At 65.4% G+C, this 19,354-nt stretch carries 22 protein-coding genes; 13 read left to right on the top strand and 9 right to left on the bottom strand.

Features of this window, described 5'->3' with window-relative positions; genetic code table 11:
- Positions 1-192: 192 nt before the first annotated feature.
- Positions 193-1,089 carry a double zinc ribbon domain-containing protein gene (locus J2W49_RS20120; RefSeq protein WP_310320475.1) on the top strand — a complete coding sequence of 299 codons (897 nt, stop codon included), beginning with the start codon at positions 193-195 and terminating at the stop codon, positions 1,087-1,089.
- Positions 1,090-1,136: 47 nt separating this feature from the next.
- Here the strand turns inward: J2W49_RS20120 and J2W49_RS20115 are convergent, their stop codons facing one another.
- The 5 genes from J2W49_RS20115 to J2W49_RS20095 all read right to left on the bottom strand — a co-directional run bounded on the left by J2W49_RS20115 (position 1,137) and on the right by J2W49_RS20095 (position 5,476).
- On the bottom strand, positions 1,137-1,409 hold the full coding sequence (locus tag J2W49_RS20115; RefSeq protein ID WP_310320473.1) for a DUF2164 domain-containing protein: 273 nt from the start codon (positions 1,407-1,409) through the stop codon (positions 1,137-1,139).
- Between the two features lie 120 nt (positions 1,410-1,529).
- Positions 1,530-1,955, bottom strand: a complete 426-nt coding sequence (locus J2W49_RS20110; RefSeq protein WP_310320471.1) for a hypothetical protein — start codon at positions 1,953-1,955, stop codon at positions 1,530-1,532.
- Positions 1,952-2,176 (bottom strand): hypothetical protein, encoded by a 225-nt coding sequence (locus tag J2W49_RS20105; protein ID WP_310320469.1) that lies wholly within the window; start codon positions 2,174-2,176, stop codon positions 1,952-1,954. Before J2W49_RS20105 ends, J2W49_RS20110 begins: the two co-directional genes overlap by 4 nt.
- 146 nt (positions 2,177-2,322) lie before the next feature.
- Positions 2,323-3,762: an NAD-dependent succinate-semialdehyde dehydrogenase gene (locus tag J2W49_RS20100; RefSeq protein WP_310320467.1), complete on the bottom strand. Its 1,440-nt coding sequence runs from the start codon at positions 3,760-3,762 to the stop codon at positions 2,323-2,325.
- A 151-nt stretch (positions 3,763-3,913) separates the two neighbouring features.
- Positions 3,914-5,476 (bottom strand): YifB family Mg chelatase-like AAA ATPase, encoded by a 1,563-nt coding sequence (locus tag J2W49_RS20095; RefSeq protein WP_310320465.1) that lies wholly within the window; start codon positions 5,474-5,476, stop codon positions 3,914-3,916.
- A 319-nt stretch (positions 5,477-5,795) separates the two neighbouring features.
- On the opposite strand from J2W49_RS20095, the gene glnK (J2W49_RS20090) reads away from it, so the two are divergent.
- From glnK (J2W49_RS20090) to J2W49_RS20055, 8 genes are all read left to right on the top strand, one after another.
- Positions 5,796-6,134 carry a P-II family nitrogen regulator gene (gene glnK / locus J2W49_RS20090; protein WP_310320462.1) on the top strand — a complete coding sequence of 113 codons (339 nt, stop codon included), beginning with the start codon at positions 5,796-5,798 and terminating at the stop codon, positions 6,132-6,134.
- Positions 6,135-6,364: 230 nt separating this feature from the next.
- Entirely contained in the window at positions 6,365-6,703 is a 339-nt protein-coding gene (gene glnK, locus J2W49_RS20085; protein WP_310320460.1) for a P-II family nitrogen regulator, read from the top strand.
- A 31-nt stretch (positions 6,704-6,734) separates the two neighbouring features.
- Entirely contained in the window at positions 6,735-8,165 is a 1,431-nt protein-coding gene (locus tag J2W49_RS20080) for an ammonium transporter (protein ID WP_310320457.1), read from the top strand.
- Positions 8,166-8,417: 252 nt separating this feature from the next.
- The gene (locus tag J2W49_RS20075) at positions 8,418-8,693 is read left to right on the top strand and encodes a hypothetical protein (RefSeq protein ID WP_310320455.1); all 276 of its coding nucleotides are present in this window, start codon (positions 8,418-8,420) and stop codon (positions 8,691-8,693) included.
- A 107-nt stretch (positions 8,694-8,800) separates the two neighbouring features.
- Positions 8,801-9,925 (top strand): glycolate oxidase subunit GlcE, encoded by a 1,125-nt coding sequence (glcE, locus tag J2W49_RS20070; RefSeq protein WP_310320453.1) that lies wholly within the window; start codon positions 8,801-8,803, stop codon positions 9,923-9,925.
- A 66-nt stretch (positions 9,926-9,991) separates the two neighbouring features.
- Positions 9,992-11,227, top strand: coding sequence for a glycolate oxidase subunit GlcF (gene glcF, locus J2W49_RS20065; protein ID WP_310320451.1), 1,236 nt, complete (start codon positions 9,992-9,994; stop codon positions 11,225-11,227).
- Entirely contained in the window at positions 11,224-11,589 is a 366-nt protein-coding gene (locus J2W49_RS20060; protein WP_310320449.1) for a CidA/LrgA family protein, read from the top strand. Before glcF ends, J2W49_RS20060 begins: the two co-directional genes overlap by 4 nt.
- Positions 11,586-12,350: an LrgB family protein gene (locus tag J2W49_RS20055; RefSeq protein WP_310320447.1), complete on the top strand. Its 765-nt coding sequence runs from the start codon at positions 11,586-11,588 to the stop codon at positions 12,348-12,350. The genes J2W49_RS20060 and J2W49_RS20055 overlap by 4 nt, the downstream gene beginning before the upstream one ends.
- Before the next feature lie 21 nt (positions 12,351-12,371).
- Here the strand turns inward: J2W49_RS20055 and J2W49_RS20050 are convergent, their stop codons facing one another.
- Both J2W49_RS20050 and J2W49_RS20045 read right to left on the bottom strand, forming a co-directional pair.
- Positions 12,372-12,836, bottom strand: a complete 465-nt coding sequence (locus tag J2W49_RS20050) for a DUF2846 domain-containing protein (protein ID WP_310320446.1) — start codon at positions 12,834-12,836, stop codon at positions 12,372-12,374.
- A gap of 51 nt (positions 12,837-12,887) precedes the next feature.
- Positions 12,888-13,877, bottom strand: coding sequence for an EamA family transporter (locus J2W49_RS20045; protein WP_310320444.1), 990 nt, complete (start codon positions 13,875-13,877; stop codon positions 12,888-12,890).
- 40 nt (positions 13,878-13,917) lie between these two features.
- On the opposite strand from J2W49_RS20045, the gene J2W49_RS20040 reads away from it, so the two are divergent.
- Positions 13,918-14,394: an Lrp/AsnC family transcriptional regulator gene (locus J2W49_RS20040; protein ID WP_310320442.1), complete on the top strand. Its 477-nt coding sequence runs from the start codon at positions 13,918-13,920 to the stop codon at positions 14,392-14,394.
- A gap of 42 nt (positions 14,395-14,436) precedes the next feature.
- Here the strand turns inward: J2W49_RS20040 and J2W49_RS20035 are convergent, their stop codons facing one another.
- Complete coding sequence (locus J2W49_RS20035) at positions 14,437-15,315, bottom strand: LytTR family DNA-binding domain-containing protein (RefSeq protein ID WP_310320440.1); 879 nt, start codon at positions 15,313-15,315, stop codon at positions 14,437-14,439.
- A 138-nt stretch (positions 15,316-15,453) separates the two neighbouring features.
- Between J2W49_RS20035 and J2W49_RS20030 the strand changes: the two genes are divergently transcribed.
- Positions 15,454-16,677 carry an acyltransferase family protein gene (locus J2W49_RS20030; RefSeq protein ID WP_310320439.1) on the top strand — a complete coding sequence of 408 codons (1,224 nt, stop codon included), beginning with the start codon at positions 15,454-15,456 and terminating at the stop codon, positions 16,675-16,677.
- A gap of 32 nt (positions 16,678-16,709) precedes the next feature.
- Positions 16,710-17,315: a DUF6151 family protein gene (locus J2W49_RS20025; protein WP_310320437.1), complete on the top strand. Its 606-nt coding sequence runs from the start codon at positions 16,710-16,712 to the stop codon at positions 17,313-17,315.
- Positions 17,316-17,322: 7 nt separating this feature from the next.
- Here the strand turns inward: J2W49_RS20025 and J2W49_RS20020 are convergent, their stop codons facing one another.
- Positions 17,323-17,805, bottom strand: a complete 483-nt coding sequence (locus tag J2W49_RS20020; RefSeq protein ID WP_310320435.1) for a glutathione peroxidase — start codon at positions 17,803-17,805, stop codon at positions 17,323-17,325.
- Between the two features lie 159 nt (positions 17,806-17,964).
- On the opposite strand from J2W49_RS20020, the gene J2W49_RS20015 reads away from it, so the two are divergent.
- Positions 17,965-19,053, top strand: a complete 1,089-nt coding sequence (locus J2W49_RS20015) for a response regulator transcription factor (RefSeq protein WP_310320433.1) — start codon at positions 17,965-17,967, stop codon at positions 19,051-19,053.
- Positions 19,054-19,354 lie beyond the last annotated feature (301 nt).

The following is a 19,354-nucleotide window of genomic DNA, read 5'->3' as shown; positions in this document are numbered from 1 at the left end:
CGTGTGCCGAGCGTTTACCCGATACCCCGCGCTCCCGGCCAGCATGGCAATGCTTTAGTTTCCATATTGGCAAAAATGGGGGCGACGGCTTGGCCGCCTGTCCCACCATTGAAGCCGCCCGCTGATCTCGCAGCGCAAGGCGGCCCGCCACATGCTAGAACCCTGTCCCAAACTTCAGCGAACAGGTGATTCATGGCGGTGTGCATAGCGTGTGGAACGGACAACCGGGACAAGGCGTTGTTCTGTCGGGGCTGTGCCACGTCGATGGTGGCACTGGTAGGTTCGACCGCAGCCGCTCCGACCGCCCCGGCCCCCGACACCGCACCCTCAGGCCCGACGCAAACCTGCCCCGCTTGTCAGGCGAAAAACTCGCTGGTGGCCACTTCGTGCAAAAACTGCCGCATCTCGCTGGTGCCCGACATGGTGGCACCCCCCAAGACCATTCCTGCGGCGGTGGCGCCCAGCAGCAGCAACGCCAAGTTGGTGGTGATGGTGAGTCTGGCGCTGGTGACCACCGCGGTCGGCACCTGGTGGTGGAGCGCCCAGGGTGGCTCGTCAGCGCCCGTGGCGGCCCAGGCCGTTCCGGTGATCACGCAAACCACGGGTCTGGGCATAGAGGCAACCGAAAGCAGTGCCCCGGTACCTGAGAAGCCCGTGGTGAGTACCGATGCTGCGTCGGTGGTTGCGGCGGAAGCGCAGGCCACCCGGATCAAGGAGCAGGCCGCAGCGGTGGCCTCTGCCGACCGGGCCCGTCGCATCCGCGAACGGAAAGAAAAAGAAGCGCGCGAGCTGGCGGCGGCCGAAAAGCTGCGGGCCGCGCAAGCAGCCGAGCAGCGGCAAGCTGAACAGGCCCGACGCCGCGCCGAAGAAACCGCACGGCAAAAGGCAGCCGAAGCCGCTGCGCTCGCAGCCGCCAAACCGCCACCGCCGGTGCAGACGGTGGACACGATCTGCGCGTCGAGCACCAACTTCGTCGCACGCGAGGTGTGCCGCACGCGTGAATGCAAAAACCCGGCTTTCACCAAGGATCCTGTGTGCGTTCGCTTCCGGGAAGTGGAAGCGGCCAACACGCGCCAGCCGATGTTCTAGGGCCTGCTCACACATTTTTCCACTTGGAAAAATAGTGTGAACAGGCCCTAGCGTTTGCCGGCCGGGCGGCGCGCGCTGGTCCAGTAGGTGAACTCGTCCTCGTGGACCTCGATGTCGAGTTCCATCACCCTCGCCTGCAGACGCGACTGGGCATCGGCCACGGCCTGGTTGTAGACGCTCGGTCCCACTTCCTTCAGAAAAAAGTTGAGCAAGCCCTCGGCAGCGACGTTGCCGATGCGCTCGTCCATGTGTTCGAGGAAGTAGCGTTCGATGGAGGCCACGGCTTGCTGCCGGATGGGTTTGCCAAGTTCGATGCTCATGGTGGTCGTGAACGGGTGGATCTGCGCAGACGACGGCAGGGCTCGGTGGCGCCTGGATCAAACAGATGAATCAGACCCGCCCGCCACGCTGGAAGCATCCGGCGCGGCAGGCGAGTCGCTTCACTGCAGTTGCGCCTGGCCGTTGTAGGCCACGACGCAGCGTTGGTTGCCCGCGTCGGCCACGATGGACAGACCAGCGCCGAAAAGGCCCGGCACGTTGGATGCACGGTACACCACGCCCGTCGTGACCCGCACACCGTCCTGGATGGTTTGTGCCGACGTGGAGATGCCCAGATCGTCTGGGTCCACCTGCCCTTGCAGCACGAGCTGGTTGCTCACCAGCGTCACGGCCCGGCCAGATTGGCTGACCGTCTGGATGACCTCGATGCGCCTGGCCACGCCTGTGTTGCAGTCGTCCACCGTTTTGTCCATCACCACAAAGTAGGTGCCTGCGTACAACGGAACGACCTCGGGTTCAGAAGAGCCGCCACCACAGCCCACCAGGGCGACAGCAACCAGGGGGACCGTCAAAAGGGTGCGCATCATTGAGCACCTTCTTTCTTCACCAGCGAGCCCAGCACCGTTTGCAGCGCACTGAGGATCGTGCCGTTGGCCTGGCTTGGCGCTGCCTTGGCTTGTTGCGAGGCAGACTGATCGGCGACCGATTTGGCCAGTTCGATGGCGCGTTGATCGGGTTGCTTGGCCATGGCAGTGGCCGAGGCCACCGCAAGTGCGGCAGCGATGGAAGTGAGCTGGAAGGGTGTCATGGGGGCTCCCGTTGGAGGCGCCTTGGGGGGCGCGTTGGTTGAGGTGGCTTGTCTTCAAGCCGGGTGCATGTTAGCAATGCCGGGCCCGAAAAAAGTCGCTTGGAGCCCGACGACTGAAGTGGTGGCGGTTGACGTCCTTCAGCCGATCAGACGTTCATGATGCTCACAGCGCGGGCGTTCAGGTAGGCATCCATGGCTTCCGGCCCACCTTCGGAGCCGTAACCCGAGTCCTTGATGCCGCCGAACGGCATCTCAGCCGATGGCATGGCGGGCATGTTCACCCACAGCATGCCCACCTCGACGCGGCGCGCCAGCAGGTCGGCGTTTTTCAGGGAACGGGTGAAGGCATAACCCGCCAGCCCGAAGGGCAGGCGGTTGGCCTCGGCGATGGCTTCGTCCAGCGTCTGGAAGCTGCGCACCGCCGCCATCGGGCCGAAGGGTTCGTCGTTGAACACGCGGGCATCGAGTGGCACGTCGGTCAGGATGGTGGGCTGCCAGAAATTACCGGCCTCGCCGATGCGCTCGCCGCCCGTGGCCAATGTGGCGCCACGCTCCACGGCGTCCTTGGTGAACTCGGCCATGGCCGTGACGCGGCGCGGGTTGGCCAGCGGACCCATCTGCGTGGTCTCGGCCGTGCCGTCACCCACCGCCAGACCGGCAGCGTGTTTGACCAGCGCGGCGGAAAATTCCCTGGCGATGCTCTCGTGCACCAGAAAGCGCGTGGGCGAGATGCAGACCTGCCCCGCATTGCGGAACTTGGCGCCCCCTGCGGTCTTCACGGCCAGGGCCACGTCGGCGTCTTCGGCTACGATCACGGGCGCGTGCCCGCCCAGTTCCATGGTCACGCGTTTCATGTGCTGACCGGCCAGCGCAGCGAGTTGTTTGCCCACGGGCGTTGAGCCGGTGAAGGTGATCTTGCGAATGACCGGATGAGCGATGAGATAGCTGGAGATTTCCGAAGGTGTGCCGTAGACCAGTCCGAGCACACCTGGGGGCAGGCCCGCGTCGGCGAAGGCGCGCACCAGTTCGGCGGGCGCAGCGGGGGTTTCTTCGGGCGCCTTCACGATCATGGAGCATCCCGTGGCCAGGGCCGCCGCCAGCTTGCGCACCACTTGGTTGATGGGGAAGTTCCAGGGTGTGAACGCGGCCACCGGGCCGATCGGGTCTTTCAGCACCATCTGGCGCATGGCCAGGTTGCCGCGCGAGGGCACGATGCGGCCGTAGACACGCAGGCCTTCGTCGGCGAACCATTCGATGATGTCGGCCGCTGCCATGGCCTCGCCTTTGGCTTCGGCCAGCGGCTTGCCCTGTTCTTGGGTCAGCAGTGCGGCAATGGCGCCCGCGCGTTCACGCATCAGTCCTGCGGCGGCGCGCATGATTTTGGAGCGGGCGATGGCAGGCATGTCGCGCCAGGTCTCGAAGCCTTTTTGTGCGGCCTCGAGGGCCAAGTCCAGGTCGGCCTGGCGAGCGTGTGCGACGCGCCCGATCTCTTTGCCGGTGGCCGGGTTGAACACGGCGAGCGTTTCGCCGGCGGCGGCCTCGCGCCATTGGCCGTGGATGAACAGTTGGGTGTCGGGGTAGCTCATGGCAATCTCCTCATTGCGAACGGGAACAGCGAAAAGGGGAGCACCTTACCAGCAGTCGCACGTTCGAATGACGGGAGCTTCAGGGGCAATGACGCTGGACCGGCGTTTGACTCGGATGTGGACTCAACATGCCGGTTTCACGGCACAGGGTTCAAGGCGCCTGACGCAACACCCGCCGGTACTGCACCGCTTCCGCCACGTGACTGGCGCTCACGTTCTGGGTGCCCGCCAGGTCGGCGATGGTGCGCGCCACACGCAGGGCGCGATGGGTGCTGCGCGCGCTCCAGCCCAGGCGGGCGGCCGCGGTGTTGAGGAACTTCAGGGCGGAGGGTTCGGCCAGCACGTGTTCATCCAGAGCCTGGCCGGTCAAGGCTTGGTTGGGCTGGCCCTGGCGGCTGTGGGCGCGGTCGCGAGCGGTCTGCACACGTTCGCGCACCGCGCTGCTGGGTTCACCCGGCGGGCCTTGCAGCAGGTCGTCGGCTGGCAGCGCGGGCACTTCCACGTGCAGGTCGATGCGGTCCAGCAGCGGGCCGCTGAGCTTGCTCTGGTAGCGCGCGATCTGGTCGGGCGTGTCGCGGCAGGCCTTGGTCGGGTGGCCGAGAAATCCGCAAGGGCATGGGTTCATCGCGGCAATCAGCTGGAATCGGGCCGGAAACTCGCTTTGCATGGCTGCGCGTGAGATGCGGATGTGGCCGCTTTCCAGGGGTTCGCGCAAGGCTTCAAGCGCGGCGCGTGGAAATTCGGGCAGTTCATCCAGAAACAGCACGCCGTGGTGCGCCAGCGAGATTTCACCCGGTTTGGGCGGTGACCCACCGCCCACCAGTGCCACGGCACTGGCACTGTGATGGGGTGCACAGGTGGGGCGCTGCGCCCAGCGTTCCAGTGAAAAGCGCCCCGCCAGCGAGGCCACGGCCGCCGACTCCAGGGCCTCCAGCGTGCTCATCGGGGGCAGCAGGCCCGCAAAGCGCTGGGCCAGCATGGACTTGCCCGATCCCGGTGGCCCCATCATCAACAGACTGTGGCCGCCGGCGGCCGCAATCTCCAGCGCCCGCTTGGCCGCGATCTGGCCTTTCACGTCGGCCAGATCGGCGTAGTGGGGCAGGCGCCCGGCGCTGGTGGGCTCCAGCCGTTGCCAGCCACCATTGTCTGGCGGTGGTTCGGTTGCATTTTGCGATTCAGGCAGAAAGTGGGCGATCACATCCAGCAGGTGGTGTGCGCGGTATATCTGTGCCTCCGGGACCAGGGCGGCTTCTTCGGCACTGCCTGGGGGCAGCACCAGCCGGGTGGCCGGCGTGGCGCCGTCCTGACCTGTCTGGGAACGGTGCAGGGCCAGGCTCATGGCCAGCGCGCCGCGCACCGGGCGCAACTCGCCCCCCAAGGACAGCTCACCCGCAAACTCCCAGCCAGCCAGGCGTGCGGCGCTGATCTGGCCGCTGGCCGCCAGGATGCCCAGCGCGATCGGCAGGTCGAAGCGCCCCGAATCCTTGGGCAGGTCGGCCGGGGCAAGGTTGACCGTGATGCGCTTGTTGCTGGGGAATTCAAGCCCGCTGTTGGCAATGGCCGACCGGACCCGTTCACGCGCTTCCTTGACTTCGGTATCGGCCAGCCCTACCAGGGTGAAGCTGGGCAGACCGTTGGCCAGATGGACCTCGACACAGACCGGGCGGGCCTCAAGCCCCAGCAACGCGCGGCTGTGCACCAGCGACAAGCTCATGATTCCTCCCTGATTTGGTGCGTTTCCTGCCTCCAGCGGTCCGATTTACGGTCATTCGAGGCATGCACTTGGTTGGTGCGCACGCTTTTGGTGTGATGGCGCACGTGGTGCGCCGAACCGGAAATCATGGCACATGGACGGCGCAAACCCACCCCAAATTTGGGGGACGTGGTGGGTCGGGGGCGTCGGCGGGATGGCATTCCTGCTCGGCCGCGGTTATGGCATGGTCCCTGCATGATGTTGTCGGCGAATGCAGCAAAGCCGGCGGCAGGCCCCAGGGCAGGGCGCCTTTCTGAACTTCCAGCAGAGGGATCACCCCATGAAAATGGTCACCGCCATCATCAAGCCGTTCAAACTCGACGAAGTGCGAGAAGCACTCTCCAGCATGGGCGTTCAAGGCATCACCGTGACCGAAGTCAAGGGCTTTGGTCGTCAGAAGGGGCACACCGAGTTGTACCGCGGCGCCGAGTACGTGGTCGATTTCCTGCCCAAGGTCAAGATCGAGGCCGCTGTCTCTGAAGACCTCGTCGAGCGTGTGATCGAAACGATTGAAGCTGCGGCACGCACCGGCAAGATCGGTGATGGAAAGATCTTTGTCAGCGATCTGGAGCAGGTGGTCCGGATCCGCACGGGTGAAACCGGCAAAGAGGCCCTTTGACCATTGAAGCCGGCGGCCTGGGGCTTGGGCCGCCCGCGCCTTCATCGGCCTGACCATCTGAACCGACAGGGAAACGGGAAGACGGGCGTCCTCCCCCCTCGGTCGTGCTTATCGTGCATTTGGGTGCACAAAATGGTGCGAGCTCGCCCCTGCTGGAACGAATTTTTACCTTTCTGGCACACATCATGCTTGGGGCTCTGGACCCTACAACCCCAACAGGAGAGTTCGACGTGAAAATGGTTTCAGCCATCATCAAACCGTTCAAGCTGGACGAAGTGCGAGAAGCACTCTCCAGCATGGGCGTTCAAGGCATCACTGTCACCGAAGTCAAGGGCTTCGGTCGGCAAAAGGGCCACACCGAGTTGTACCGCGGCGCCGAGTACGTGGTCGACTTCCTGCCCAAGGTCAAGATCGAGGCAGCTGTTTCCGAGGACCTCGTCGAGCGTGTGATCGAAGCCATCGAAGGCGCCGCACGCACCGGCAAGATCGGTGACGGCAAGATTTTCGTCACCGACCTCGAACAGGTGGTGCGCATCCGCACCGGCGAAACAGGCAACGAAGCGCTTTGATCGCCTTCCCCGAACAAGAAAGCACATGAATATGAAAAACCTCATCGCAACCCTGATGCTGGGACTCGGTCTGGCCCTTGGTGGTGTCAACGCTTTTGCCCAGACGGCGACCGAAGCGCCTGCGGCCATGGAAACCACACAAGCCGCACCCGCTGCCGCAGAAGCCCCGGCCGCCGTGGAAGCGCCCGCTGCAGCCGAGGCCCCGGCTGCTGAAGAAGCCGCCGCCGCACCCACGGTCGACAAAGGCGACGTGGCCTGGATGATGGTCTCCACCATCCTGGTCGTCCTCATGGTCCTGCCCGGTCTGGCGCTTTTCTACGGCGGCCTGGTGCGCAGCAAGAACATGCTGTCCGTGCTCATGCAGGTCATGGTGGTGTTCTCGTTGATCTCCATCCTGTGGGCCATTTACGGCTACAGCTTGGCCTTTGGAGGCGAGGGACTGATCATCGGCAACCTCGATCGGGTGTTCCTGATGGGCATCACCCCCGACTCGCTGGCCGACACCTTCTCTGACGGTGTGAAGATTCCTGAATACATCTTCATCGCCTTCCAGGCCACTTTCGCCGGCATCACCTGCGCCCTGATCGTGGGCTCCTTCGCTGAACGCATGAAGTTCAGCGCCGTGCTGCTGTTCTGCGCCATCTGGTTCACCTTCAGCTACCTGCCGATCGCCCACATGGTGTGGGGCGTGGGCGGCTACCTGCTCGACAAGGGCGCGCTGGACTTCGCCGGTGGTACCGTGGTGCACATCAACGCCGCCATGGCTGGCCTGGTGGGTGCCTACATGGTGGGCAAGCGCATCGGCTATGGCAAGGAAGCCATGGCACCGCACAGCCTGACGCTGACCATGGTCGGTGCCTCGCTGCTGTGGGTGGGCTGGTTCGGCTTCAACGCCGGCTCCAACCTGGAAGCCAACACCGGTGTCGGACTGCCGTTCATCAACACCATGTTCGCCACCGCCGCCGCCGTGCTGGCCTGGTGCATCGGTGAAGCGCTGGGCAAGGGCAAGGCCTCCATGCTGGGTGCTGCGTCCGGCGCTGTGGCTGGCCTGGTGGCCATCACCCCGGCCTGCGGCTCAGTGGGCCCCATGGGCGGCATCATCATCGGCCTGGTTGCCGGCTTCGTCTGCCTGTGGGGCGTCAATGGCCTCAAGAAGATGCTGGGCGCTGACGACTCGCTCGACGTGTTCGGTATCCATGGCATCGGCGGCATCATCGGCGCCATCCTGGTGGGCGTGTTTGCCGCGCCTGGCCTGGGCGGCACCGGTGGCGACGACTTCTCCATTGGCAGCCAGGTCCTGATCCAGGCCGAAGGCGTGCTGATCACCATGGTGTGGTCGTCGGTGGTGGCCTTCATCGCCTACAAGATCGTGGACATGGTCATTGGCCTGCGCGTCACGGAAGAAGCCGAGCGCGAAGGTCTGGACATCACCGCTCACGGCGAAACCGCCTACAACCGCTGATCCTTCACCTGCGGGTATCGAGCATCCGTTGCTCGATACCCGCAGTGTCGAAATCTCCTTGGACGTTGAGCCCGCATCGCCTCTGGCATGCGGGCTCTTTTTTGCCCCGGGGGTTTTCGTGCTTTCTGCGGACCCAGGGTTCGCCGTCCACGCGAAGCCGCTCTGCGTGCCGCAGAGCGGCAGGGGTCAGACCGCATCCACCCGATGCTTCCCTATGATGTCCGCGCGACATCACAACATCAGGAGGACACCATGAACCCACTGCGCTCCAGCCACGCTTCGCCGCTGAGACCCCTGCTTGCCTTGGCACTGGTCTGCCTCGCCGGCTCTCCGGTCTGGGCACAGCCAGCGCAACCCACCGCTGTCACACCCGGTTCGCCTACCAGTGCGGCCGCGCCACGTCCTCCCACCAGCGTGCGCTTCATCAAAGCCCCCTCCGACGAGACACCCGCAGCCAGAGCCAGAAGACTGAAACGGGAGTGCAAGGGCAAGCCCAACGCCGGCATGTGCTTGGGCCACGCCAGCTGACAACATGGAAAGCGGGCGCAGCGGGCCCGCAGGCGCCACGGGCAATTGCATCGCTGTGTGCAAAAAATTCAAGCGCTGCTGGGGCACCGACGGCTACCATGTCCGCCATGAATGCCCACGTTGAAGCAGAACCGGCCCAGCTGGTCGACCAGATACGCGCTGCCAGCGCCGCAGGCACACCGTTGCGCATCGTCGGCGGCGACACCAAGCGGTTTTACGGCGAACCCGTTCAGGGCGAGCCCTTGTCCACCACTGCGTGGGCGGGCATCGTCAATCATGAACCGACCGAACTCGTCATCACCGTGCGTGCGGGCACGCCACTGGCCGACGTGGAAGCCGTGCTGGCAGAAAGAGGCCAATGCCTGCCTTTCGAACCGCCACATTTTGGCGAGGGCAGCACCGTGGGCGGCATGGTGGCGGCCGGCCTCGCCGGCCCGGCCCGTGCCACTGCGGGTGGCGTGCGCGACTTCGTGCTGGGCTGCCGTTTCATCAACGGGCGGGGCGAGCTGCTGACTTTTGGCGGACAGGTCATGAAAAACGTGGCCGGCTACGACGTCAGCCGCGTCATGGCCGGGTCCATGGGCACGCTGGGGCTGATCACCGACGTCAGCCTCAAGGTCCTGCCGGCGGCCCCCGCCGAGGCCACGCTGGTGTTCACACTGAACCAGCACGACGCGCTGGAACAGTTGCACCGCTGGGGCGGCCAGCCGCTGCCGCTCAATGCCTCGTGCTGGGTGCGGGACGACACCCAACCGGATGCGCCCGAACTGCTGTTTGTTCGCTTGCGTGGCGCGGTCGCTGCGGTGGAAGCGGCCTGCGAACGCATGCTGCGCGAGGCCGGCGGCCAGCGCATGGACACCGCGCAAGCCGCGCCCGACTGGGCCGCCTGCCGCGACCAGAGCCTGCCATTCTTTGCCTCAGCGTCGCCGGAACTTTGCCTGTGGCGGCTGTCGCTGCCGCAGACCGCGCCCGTGCTGGATCTGCCGTACGCACAACTGGTCGAATGGCACGGCGCACAGCGCTGGTTGTGGGCACCCGCTGCTGCCGTTGCAAAGTTGCGCGCAGTGGCGGCCGCTGCCGGTGGTCACGCCACCTTGTTCCGTGCAGGGGCGGACGGCGCACCCCATGTGCGGCGTTTTGACGCCCAGTCACCCGCCGTTGAAGCCATCACCCGTCGCCTGCGTACCGAATTTGATCCGACTGGTGTGTTCAGTCCCGGTCGCATGGGTTGACATCTATCGGATCTGCCGGACCCGCATCACGCCAGCGCCCTCTGCCTCCCACCCTATCGCCCCGACATGCAAACCAACCTCTCCCCCGAATACCGTGCCCGCGCCGACGGACGCGAGGCAGAGGCGATCCTGCGCAAGTGCGTGCATTGCGGCTTCTGCACCGCCACCTGTCCCACGTACCAGCTGCTGGGCGACGAGCTCGATGGTCCGCGCGGGCGTATCTACCTGATGAAACAGGTGCTCGAAGGGGCCGCGCCCACGCGCAAGACCCAGCTGCACCTGGACCGCTGCCTGACCTGCCGCAACTGCGAATCCACCTGCCCCAGCGGGGTCGACTACGGGCACCTGATCGACATTGGCCGGAAGATCGTGGACGAGAAGGTGCCGCGACCGGCGGGCGAGAAAGCCGTGCGCTGGCTGCTCAAGGAGGGGCTGCCTTCGCCGCTGTTTGGCCCCGCGATGAAGATGGGGCAGATGGTGCGTGGCCTGTTGCCTGCATCGCTGAAGAACAAGGTGCCGGCCAGACAGGACGCTGGCCGCTGGCCCACGCAGGCCCATGCGCGCAAGGTGCTGATGCTCACGGGCTGCGTGCAGCCGGCGATGATGCCCAACATCAACAGCGCCACGGCCCGCGTGCTGAATGCGGCAGGCATCCAGACCGTGATCGCCCCCGAGGCAGGTTGTTGTGGCGCGGTCAAATTCCACCTCAACGACCAGGAGGGAGGCAAGGCCCAGATGCGCGCCAACATCGACGCGTGGTGGCCGCTGCTGGAGCAGGGTGTGGAAGCCATCGTGATGAACGCTTCAGGCTGCGGTGTCACCGTGAAGGATTACGGGCACATCCTGGCCGACGACCCGACCCATGCCTACAAGGCCGCACGTGTGAGCTTGCTGACCAAGGACCTCAGCGAATGTTTGCCCGAACTGGTGCCTGTGCTCAAACCCAAACTGGCCAGCGTGCCCGATGCGAAGAAGGTGATCGGCTACCACCCTCCCTGCACCCTGCAGCATGGCCAGCAACTCAAGGGCGGGGTGGAGACCCATCTGGCCGCGCTGGGCTTCAACGTGCAGGTGGCGAAGACCGAAGCCCACCTGTGTTGTGGCTCGGCCGGCACGTACTCGGTGCTCAATCCCACGCTGTCGTACCAGCTGCGCGACCGCAAGCTCGGCCATCTGGGTGAATTTCAGCCCGACGTGATCACCAGCGCCAACATCGGCTGCATCACCCACCTGCAAAGCGGTACGTCCACCCCGGTGCGGCACTGGGTGGAGGTGTTGGACGACCTTTTGCACCCCATATGATCCCAGCGCTCGCCACCTTGCTGGTGTTCCAGCTCGTGGGCGAGACGCTGGTGCGTGTGCTGACCGTGCCGGTGCCGGGGCCGGTGTTGGGCATGGCCTTGCTGCTGCTGGCACTGGTGCTGCGACCGGCATGGGCCGGCGCCATCCGGCCCACGGCGCAGACGTTGCTGCAGCACCTGTCGCTGCTCTTCGTGCCCGCCGGCGTGGGGGTGATGCTGCACCTGCAGCGCCTGGGTGACGAGGCCCTGGCCATTGGCGTGGCTCTGGTGATCAGCACCTGGGTGGGTCTGGCCAGTGCGGCGCTCACCATGGCGTGGTTGATGAAGCGCTCAGCCCCGCCCCAGGAGAAAGACGGGCCATGAACGAAGGGCTGCCCCTGGCTTCAGCCACGGCGGCCGTTGGCCGGCTGGCCGACGTCTGGGTGTATCTGTCGGCTTCGCCTTTGCTGTGGCTCACCACCACGCTGTTGGTTTACCAGGTGACTTTCGTGGCCTACCGGCGCAGCGGCTTTCACCCGCTGGCCAACCCGGTGGCACTGTCCGTGATGGTGCTGGGGGCGCTGCTCTGGATCACCGGTACCCCTTACGCCACCTACTTTGAAGGGGCGCAGTTCGTGCATTTTCTGCTGGGGCCGGCGACGGTCGCGCTGGCGGTGCCGCTGTTTGAACAGCTGGCGCGCCTGAAGCGGTTGTGGCTGCCCATGCTGGGCGCACTGGTGGTGGGCACGCTGGCCGCCACGGTCACGGCCATTGGCGTGGGTTGGACGCTGGGGGCAACAAAGGTCACGATGGCATCGCTGGCGCCCAAGTCCGTGACCGCGCCCGTGGCCATGGGCATTTCAGAACAGATCGGCGGCCTGCCCACGCTGACCGCCGTGCTGGTGGTGTGCACCGGCATCCTCGGGGCGGCCAGCGCGCGCTACCTGTTCGATGCGCTGCGCATTCACGATCCCACGGTGCGTGGTTTTGCGCTCGGCACCGCCGCGCACGGCATCGGCACCGCGCGTGCGTTTCAGGTGAGCGACAAAATGGGCGCCTTCGCCGGCCTGGCGATGGGCCTGTGTGCCCTGTTCAGCGCAGTCGCCCTGCCGCTGGTGGCGGGTTGGCTGCTGCGCTGGGTGTGAGGCGCTCAGGCCGGTATCGGATCAGCGTGCGACCGAGTATGTGGCGTCTTGCACGCAGCGCATGCCGGCTTGCGGGGTTTCGAAATGGTCGATGGTGTAGGTGCCCATGCCGCCACCGGTCACGCCGATCCACAGGAAGCGCGTGTCGTTGCCCTGGGTTTCAATGGTGATCTTGGGCGAGTGCATGCCGGCAATCCCGTCGTTCTTCATCTGGATGGTGTGCTCACCCGGCTCCACCCAGGCCTGTACGAAGGTGTTGGGCTTCACGAAGCCAATCGATTCACCGTTGAGCTGCACGTCGGTGGTGATGCCCGCGCCGACCAGGACGGCCTTCTCGCGGCACACGAACAGGTTGGTCAGGCCCGGCTGGGTCTTGAACTGCTTGATCTCGTTCTGGGCTTGCTGGTCAGCCATCTGGACAGTGGCGCAGCCTGTGATCATCAACAAGGTGACCAGGGCGGTGGAAATGCGGATAGTGGCTTTCATGCGGGAATGCAAAGAAGTGAAGACCGCGTTAATGTAACCAAATGTCCAGCCCTAAGGATGGGCCGCAGGGTGCCGGGTTCTTGTCAGCCGCTGGATCCTGCGGCCCAGACGGCTGAGCGGTGGGCCCAGGCGGCGCCACAGTGGCTGCCCGTAGACGATCAGCGCCAGCGCCAGCAGGATCAAGGGCAGTGCAATGAACACCTGACCGGTGAGCACTTCGCCGCCGAGCGCCACACCCACCCACAGCGCTACCACCGGGTTCACGAACGAATAACTGCTGGCCAGAGCGGCACTGCTGTTCTTCAGCAGCCACAGGTAGGCGTTGAGCGTGACCAAGGTGCCCATGACCACCAGGTACCCCCACGCGCCCCAGGAGGCCACGCTGGTCTGGCCGATCTGCCAAGTGTGCGTGGCCGGCTCGAACAACACCGCCACCAGTAACCCGATGGCGCCGCCCGTGAGCCACTGTGCAGCAGACGCCATAGCGGGGCCGGGCAAAGAGAGCTTGCGCGATGCATAGGAGCCCAGGCTCCAGCACAGCGGGGCGCCGAAGGCGAACAGGGCGCCCAGCCAGGTGGCGGAGAAGTCGCCTTCCAGCGCCAGCACCGCTGCACCCGCCACGCCCAGCACCAGGCCCAGCCAACTGGTGGCGGGCACGTGTTCACCGCCCCAGCGCGTCCACAGCGCCAGCCACATGGGCATGGTGGTCACCACCGTGGCCATCAGCCCGGAACCAATGCCCATCTTCTGCGCCAGCACCACCAGGCCCATCGCCCCAAAGGCCATCAGGCCACCGATCAGCGCCGAATGCCGCCATTGCTCCAGCGAGGGCCAGGCCAAACCCTTCCAGCGGGCCAGGCCCAGCATCACCGCACCGGCCAGCAGGAAGCGCGCGCCGTTCATGAGCAGCGGTGGCATGGTCTGCATGGCCACATTCAGCGCGTGGTAGGTCGTGCCCCAGACGAAATACACAATCAGCAAGGCTGCGATCAGTGGCACTTGCTTGCCAGAAGGGATGATGCGCCGGAAAATGAATGACATATCTGCACCTGATGTGGAAAATATTCAGACGATGGCTTGAATGCCGGAATTTACACGAACTCAGACGATGTCGCAAGAAAATCTACAGACAGACGACCTGGACAGAAGAATCATTACGGCCTTGAGCGCAGACAGCCGTCGTTCTTACGCTGACGTGGCCGGCGAGGTGGGCATGTCCACCGCTGCGGTGCACGAGCGGGTGCGCAAGATGGTGGAACGCGGGGTGATCGAACGCTTTTCGTTGAGGGTGGTGCCGGAAGCCGTGGGGCTGCACTTCACCGCCTTCGTGGCCGTGCGCAACGACGGCGGGGCGCACTGCCGCGACATCGCACCGCGGTTGAGCGAAATCCCTGAAGTGCTGGAGTTGCACAGCGTGGCTGGGGAGCACGACTTCCTGGCCAAGATCCGCTGCACCCATCCGCGGGCACTTGAGGAGGTGCTTTACAAGATAAAGGCCATACCCGGTGTGGCGCGCACCACCAGCACGGTGGTGTTGAACACCGAGTTTGAACGGTAGGCGGGCTTCTGGCAGGCGCCGCTTGCCGTGGGGTGCGCAGCCTTACACCCGCTGGGCAATCGCGTCGCGAAACCGGCGGCTGCAAGGCACGGTGGAGCCGTCGCGCAGGTGAGCGCGTGCGTCACCGCTGTCCAGTGGTTCAATTTCAGCGATGTGGTCCAGGTTGACTGCGTGGCTGCGGTGCACGCGTACGAAGCGCTCTGGGTCGAGTTGCTGGAGGAACTCGGTGAGGGTGGCGCGCAGCAGGTAGTCGTGTCCGTTCACGCGCAGCCCCACATAGTTGCCCTGGGCCTGCACCCAGGCGATGTCGGACGCGGCCACCAGAAATTCGCGGCGCAGCTTGCGCACCAGGAAGCGCGTGGGCCGCGCCTCTGACACAGGCGCCTCCTCGGCACCGGGGGCGGGTTCGGGCGCATCCAGCACCCGCGCTTCTCCGGTGAGCCGCAACATCAGGAAGCGGTAGCTCATCAGCGCCGCGACGATCAGCGTATAGCTGCGCACGTCCTTGAGGTATTCGTAAGCAAGTTGCACCGACCAGGGGCCCCATTCGTAGCGCTCTCCCATCATGGCGTAGCCGGCCTTGCGCAACAGCACCATGCCCAGCACGTGCAGCAAGCAGAACACCAGGCTGGCACCGAGGTGCAGGGGCAGCACTGTGCGTAGCGTGTCCCAGCGCAGCGGAAAGCGGCGCTCGAACGCCACAATGGCCGGGATCAGCGCGCCGACGAGCAGCGCGCTCGAGACCTCCCAAAGCACCGGCTGCCACGGTTCGGCCTGCCTCGTGGCCACCCGTTCCAGATCGATCCAGGTCACCACGCTGTTGAAGACGGTCTGCAGGGTGAGCACGACCAGCCAGAACCCGAGCTCGAACCGGCGTCGAACGGCGAGATAGCGAGTGAACCAGTCGGCAGGAAGGCGCATGGCCGCCAGTCTACGTGCGGCCCGTCCCCGGGGTCCACCACTCGTCACAGTCGGCCAACAACCCATCCCAAAACAGCCTGCGGCGCCGCCGTTGGCTCCAAGAATGGGCGTTTTTCAGCCCGCTGGGGGAAGCACTTCATGAACCGCCGACACGACATCGATGCCCTGCGCGCACTCGCCTTTGCCATCGTCATCACGTACCACGTGGGCATGTACTACGTGGCCGACTGGCACTGGCACCTCAAGAGCCCGCACGCCGCCGAATGGCTGCAGTGGCCCATGCGCGCGCTCAACCTCTGGCGCATGGACCTGGTGTTCCTGATCTCGGGCGTGGCCTTCGGCTTCCTGAGCCGGGGCCTCACGCCTGCCCGGCTGATCGGTGCGCGCAGCCTGCGCCTGTTGCTGCCCCTGGCCTTCGGCATGGCCGTTGTGGTGCCGTACCAGCCCTATGTGCAGGCAATCGAGCAAGGCGTCATCGAGCCGGGGTTTGCCGCCTTTCTGGCCCGCTACTTCACCGGCGGGCAGTGGCCGCGCGGCGCCTTTGATGGTTCGGATTTCGGCGTCACCTGGAACCACCTCTGGTACCTGCCTTACCTGTGGCTGTACACGGTGGTACTGGCCTTGCTGTCTCCAGCGCTGGCGTCGAACGCCGGCCAGCGATGGCGGCAATCCGTCACCCGTCTTCGAGGCGCCGCCCTGCTGGTGCTGCCCGCGATGCCGCTGGTCCTGTATTCGCTCGTGCTGTGGCCCCGTTTCCCTCCCTCTCACGATCTGATCCACGACGCCTGGCTGCATGCGGTGTATTTCACGCTGTTTCTGTATGGGCACTGGTTGGGCGTGGACGCTGACCTGTGGGCCGAACTCCGCCGCCTTCGATGGACCGCCTTGGCCCTGGCCGTGTGTGCCTTCGCTCTGCACGTGGGCCTGCGGCTCACGCTGGCCGGCACCGACCCGGTCTGGCGGATGCTGGCTCGGTGGGTGGCCGATGCCTATGTGTGGGCCAGCCTGGTGGCGGTATTGGGCTGGGGCCACCATGCCCTTGACCGGCCGTGGCCCTGGCTGGCATGGGCCAACGAGTCCGTCTACCCCTGGTACGTGCTGCACCAGACGCTGGTCATTGTTCTGGCGGTCTGGCTGGCGCCGCTGGCGCTGGGCCCGGTGGTGGAGCCGATCGTTCTGCTGTTGGGCACGGTGCTGGGTTGCTGGTTCCTCACCGACGGGCTGGTGCGCCGGGTGGGATGGCTCAGGCCGCTGTTCGGCCTCAAGCGGCAAGTGGGCGAGGCAGCGGGGTGCACTGACCAACGTGGTGACGGGTCTCTGGTGCCTGATCGAGCGGGCGCCGTGGGGCGGCTGAAGCCCTGACAAAATGGCCCGCTCATTCTCCAGGAGCCCTCATGTCCCCTTCCACGCACCCCTTGCGCTGCCGCTGTGGCACGCTGCAAGGCCATGTTGAACTGAACGGCATCAGCAACCGCATGGTGTGTTATTGCCTTGACTGCCAGACTTTCGCGCGGTTTCTTGGGCGGCCGGAAGACGTGCTGGATGCGCAGGGTGGTTCGGAGGTGGTGCAAACGGCACCGCATCGCATCAGGATCACCCAGGGCGCAGAGCAGCTCGCGGTCATGCGCTTGTCCGACCAGGGCATGTTGCGCTGGTACGCAGCCTGTTGCCGCACGCCCGTGGGCAACACCATGCCTCGCCCCAGCTTTCCTTTCACCGGTTTGCTCAGTACCTGCCTCGACACCTTGCCCCTGACGCCGTCGTTCGGTCCGGTGCGTGCGCGGGCCAACACCACAAGCGCAGCGGGTGAGCCCAAGCCCCGGGCGTTTGGCATGGCAGGCGCCGTGCTGCGCATTCTGAGCATAGTGCTGCACAGCCGTCTCACCGGCCGCTATCGGGACACGCCGTTCTTCACCGCAGCGGGCGCGCCGGTGGCTCAGCCCACCGTGCTCTCTGCCGAGGCGCGTGCACGTCTGCGTCCCCCGCCCGGCAACGACTGATCCGCCCTCAGGCCAGTGCTTCTTCGATGTCTTTGGCCAGTTTTTCAGGCGCGTCCTGGGGCGCATAGCGCTTGATCACGCGACCGTCCTTGCCGACCAGGAATTTGGTGAAGTTCCACTTGATGGCCTTGCTGCCCAGCAGGCCCGGCGCTTCGGCCGCGAGCCACTGGTAGAGCGGATGGGCCTCTGCGCCGTTGACGTCGATCTTGCTCATCATTGGAAACGTCACACCGAAGTTCTTCTGGCAGAACGCGCCGATCTCTTCGTTGCTGCCCGGGTCCTGGCTGCCAAACTGGTTGCAGGGAAATCCCAGTACCACCAGGCCCCGGCTGCCGTAGGTCTGGTGCAGCTTTTCCAGCCCGGCGAACTGCGGCGTGAAGCCGCAAGCGCTGGCGGTATTGACGATGAGCAGGGGCTTGTTGCGGAACTGGTCGAGCGCCACCGGCTTTCCGTCAATGGTCTGGGCCTCAAAGTCGTAAATGCTGGGCATGCCGGGTTCCTGCAACGGTTGAAAAAAGAGGCCCATTGTGGCGCTTCGCCACCGATGTTGCGCAATGTGCCTCTCTGGATCCGAGACGCGCTGCCGGGTATTGCGAAAGTGGGGCATACTTATTAGTAATAATTTGTTAACGAATTTTGAGGCAAACGCATGGCAGCTGCGTATTCGGTCGCTCTGGTGGGATTCGCGCAAAGCGAATCGGCGACATTCGAATCCTTTTTCAGTCTCGCGGCCCGCCGACCGCCAGCCTATGCCGTGCAGGACGAGGTGTCGGATGCCCAGATCCTGGTCGTCAATGCCGACAACCAGCAAGCGCTGAACCTGGTGCAATTTGCCGAACTGCCGGGTCGGGTGCTGTTGCTGGGCAACTCCGATGGCGGAACGGGATGGCCTCTGCAGCGCAAGCCCGTGAAGCTTGTGGCGGTGTTGGCCGCGCTGGATGCGCTGGTGGGCGCGCGCACCACCCGTTCGGATGCCTCGCCCGCTGGCACCGCGCACGGCGATTCCCTTCTTCAAGGCCTGGACGAAAGCATGCGCTTGGCCGGACGGCGCACCCCTGGAGCGGCGACATCCCGCACCATGGCACCGGCCGTTCGAACCGCGCGGCACACCGCCGATTCGGGCTTTCCCGTGACACGGCCCATGACACGCGAGGCCGTCGCCACGCCGGAGTCGACGCTGGCCCCACGTGCCAGCTCGCGCTCGGGCGTGGTGCGGCTGACCGACTTCGGCGGACTGGACGAAATGCCTTCGCCGCCGTCCAGCCCGGCCACGCGATCCGGGCGGGCGACCAGGTCGGCCCCGGCAGCGGACAAGGCCTCGCTGCCAGACCTGCCGCGCGGCGACATGCTGCTGGTGGCCGAAAGCCTGGTCGAAGGTCGCATCCTGCACAAGCGCTTCAAAAAATACGGTCTGAACATTGACTGGTCGCGCGAGGCCAAACAGGCCCTGGTGATGATGCAGAACCATGCCTACCGGCTGGTGGTGATCGATCGCCTCAACGGCGATCCCGACGCCCTGCAGGTCTGCCGCGCCGCGAAGCAGAAGAAGGGCCCCAAGGGCGCGCCGGTGGTGTTCATGTTTGCACCCACCGCTGGCAGCATGGACCGCGTCAAGGCCGGTCTCGCCGGCAGCGACGCCTACCTGTCGCGCTCGGTCGGCGAAGCCGACCTGTACCGCACACTGGCCCAGCACCGCCTGGTGAGCCTCGACGGCTTCGCCCCGACGAATATCGGATGACCCCCCTGCGCCGCTGACGCGGCTTCCCCCCTCTGTAGCGCGCCGCTGCGCGGCGCTTCGTGGGGGGACGGCATCTTGGGCCGGCAAAGCCGGACCCTTGATGCCCCTTGACAAAAGCACTTCACGCCGGAGAGTGTGCCTGTGCGCTGTTGCGGCGTTTCATGTGAAAAGTTTCCGGAGCGCGTGCCTCATTCCAGGGGCGCGGTGGAACCGGCTTGTATGGTTGAGGGGTTGGGGTGGAGGGCCTGGAACTTCCGGCTATTGGCTCAGACCGACTGGCAAAGATTGCCCCCACCCCGCC

It is taken from the genome of Hydrogenophaga palleronii (assembly GCF_031457455.1).
Classification (GTDB): domain Bacteria; phylum Pseudomonadota; class Gammaproteobacteria; order Burkholderiales; family Burkholderiaceae_C; genus Hydrogenophaga; species Hydrogenophaga palleronii_A.
The sequence above is the reverse complement of the archived record's forward strand: the minus strand, read 5'-3'. Positions and strand labels throughout refer to the sequence as shown.

Bases quoted from the DNA above. Each gene is read 5' to 3' on its own strand.
- J2W49_RS20055 (WP_310320447.1), top strand. From the start codon at position 11,586: ATGAACGAAGGGCTGCCCCTGGCTTCAGCCACGGCGGCCGTTGGCCGG.
- J2W49_RS20025 (WP_310320437.1), top strand. From the start codon at position 16,710: ATGTCCCCTTCCACGCACCCCTTGCGCTGCCGCTGTGGCACGCTGCAA.
- J2W49_RS20030 (WP_310320439.1), top strand. From the start codon at position 15,454: ATGAACCGCCGACACGACATCGATGCCCTGCGCGCACTCGCCTTTGCC.
- glcE (WP_310320453.1), top strand. From the start codon at position 8,801: ATGAATGCCCACGTTGAAGCAGAACCGGCCCAGCTGGTCGACCAGATA.
- J2W49_RS20095 (WP_310320465.1), bottom strand. From the start codon at position 5,476: ATGAGCTTGTCGCTGGTGCACAGCCGCGCGTTGCTGGGGCTTGAGGCC.
- J2W49_RS20050 (WP_310320446.1), bottom strand. From the start codon at position 12,836: ATGAAAGCCACTATCCGCATTTCCACCGCCCTGGTCACCTTGTTGATG.
- J2W49_RS20080 (WP_310320457.1), top strand. From the start codon at position 6,735: ATGAAAAACCTCATCGCAACCCTGATGCTGGGACTCGGTCTGGCCCTT.
- J2W49_RS20105 (WP_310320469.1), bottom strand. From the start codon at position 2,176: ATGACACCCTTCCAGCTCACTTCCATCGCTGCCGCACTTGCGGTGGCC.
- J2W49_RS20040 (WP_310320442.1), top strand. From the start codon at position 13,918: ATGCCGGAATTTACACGAACTCAGACGATGTCGCAAGAAAATCTACAG.
- J2W49_RS20115 (WP_310320473.1), bottom strand. From the start codon at position 1,409: ATGAGCATCGAACTTGGCAAACCCATCCGGCAGCAAGCCGTGGCCTCC.
- J2W49_RS20020 (WP_310320435.1), bottom strand. From the start codon at position 17,805: ATGCCCAGCATTTACGACTTTGAGGCCCAGACCATTGACGGAAAGCCG.
- J2W49_RS20060 (WP_310320449.1), top strand. From the start codon at position 11,224: ATGATCCCAGCGCTCGCCACCTTGCTGGTGTTCCAGCTCGTGGGCGAG.
- glnK (WP_310320462.1), top strand. From the start codon at position 5,796: ATGAAAATGGTCACCGCCATCATCAAGCCGTTCAAACTCGACGAAGTG.
- J2W49_RS20120 (WP_310320475.1), top strand. From the start codon at position 193: ATGGCGGTGTGCATAGCGTGTGGAACGGACAACCGGGACAAGGCGTTG.
- J2W49_RS20035 (WP_310320440.1), bottom strand. From the start codon at position 15,315: ATGCGCCTTCCTGCCGACTGGTTCACTCGCTATCTCGCCGTTCGACGC.
- J2W49_RS20045 (WP_310320444.1), bottom strand. From the start codon at position 13,877: ATGTCATTCATTTTCCGGCGCATCATCCCTTCTGGCAAGCAAGTGCCA.
- glcF (WP_310320451.1), top strand. From the start codon at position 9,992: ATGCAAACCAACCTCTCCCCCGAATACCGTGCCCGCGCCGACGGACGC.
- J2W49_RS20075 (WP_310320455.1), top strand. From the start codon at position 8,418: ATGAACCCACTGCGCTCCAGCCACGCTTCGCCGCTGAGACCCCTGCTT.
- J2W49_RS20100 (WP_310320467.1), bottom strand. From the start codon at position 3,762: ATGAGCTACCCCGACACCCAACTGTTCATCCACGGCCAATGGCGCGAG.
- J2W49_RS20110 (WP_310320471.1), bottom strand. From the start codon at position 1,955: ATGATGCGCACCCTTTTGACGGTCCCCCTGGTTGCTGTCGCCCTGGTG.
- J2W49_RS20015 (WP_310320433.1), top strand. From the start codon at position 17,965: ATGGCAGCTGCGTATTCGGTCGCTCTGGTGGGATTCGCGCAAAGCGAA.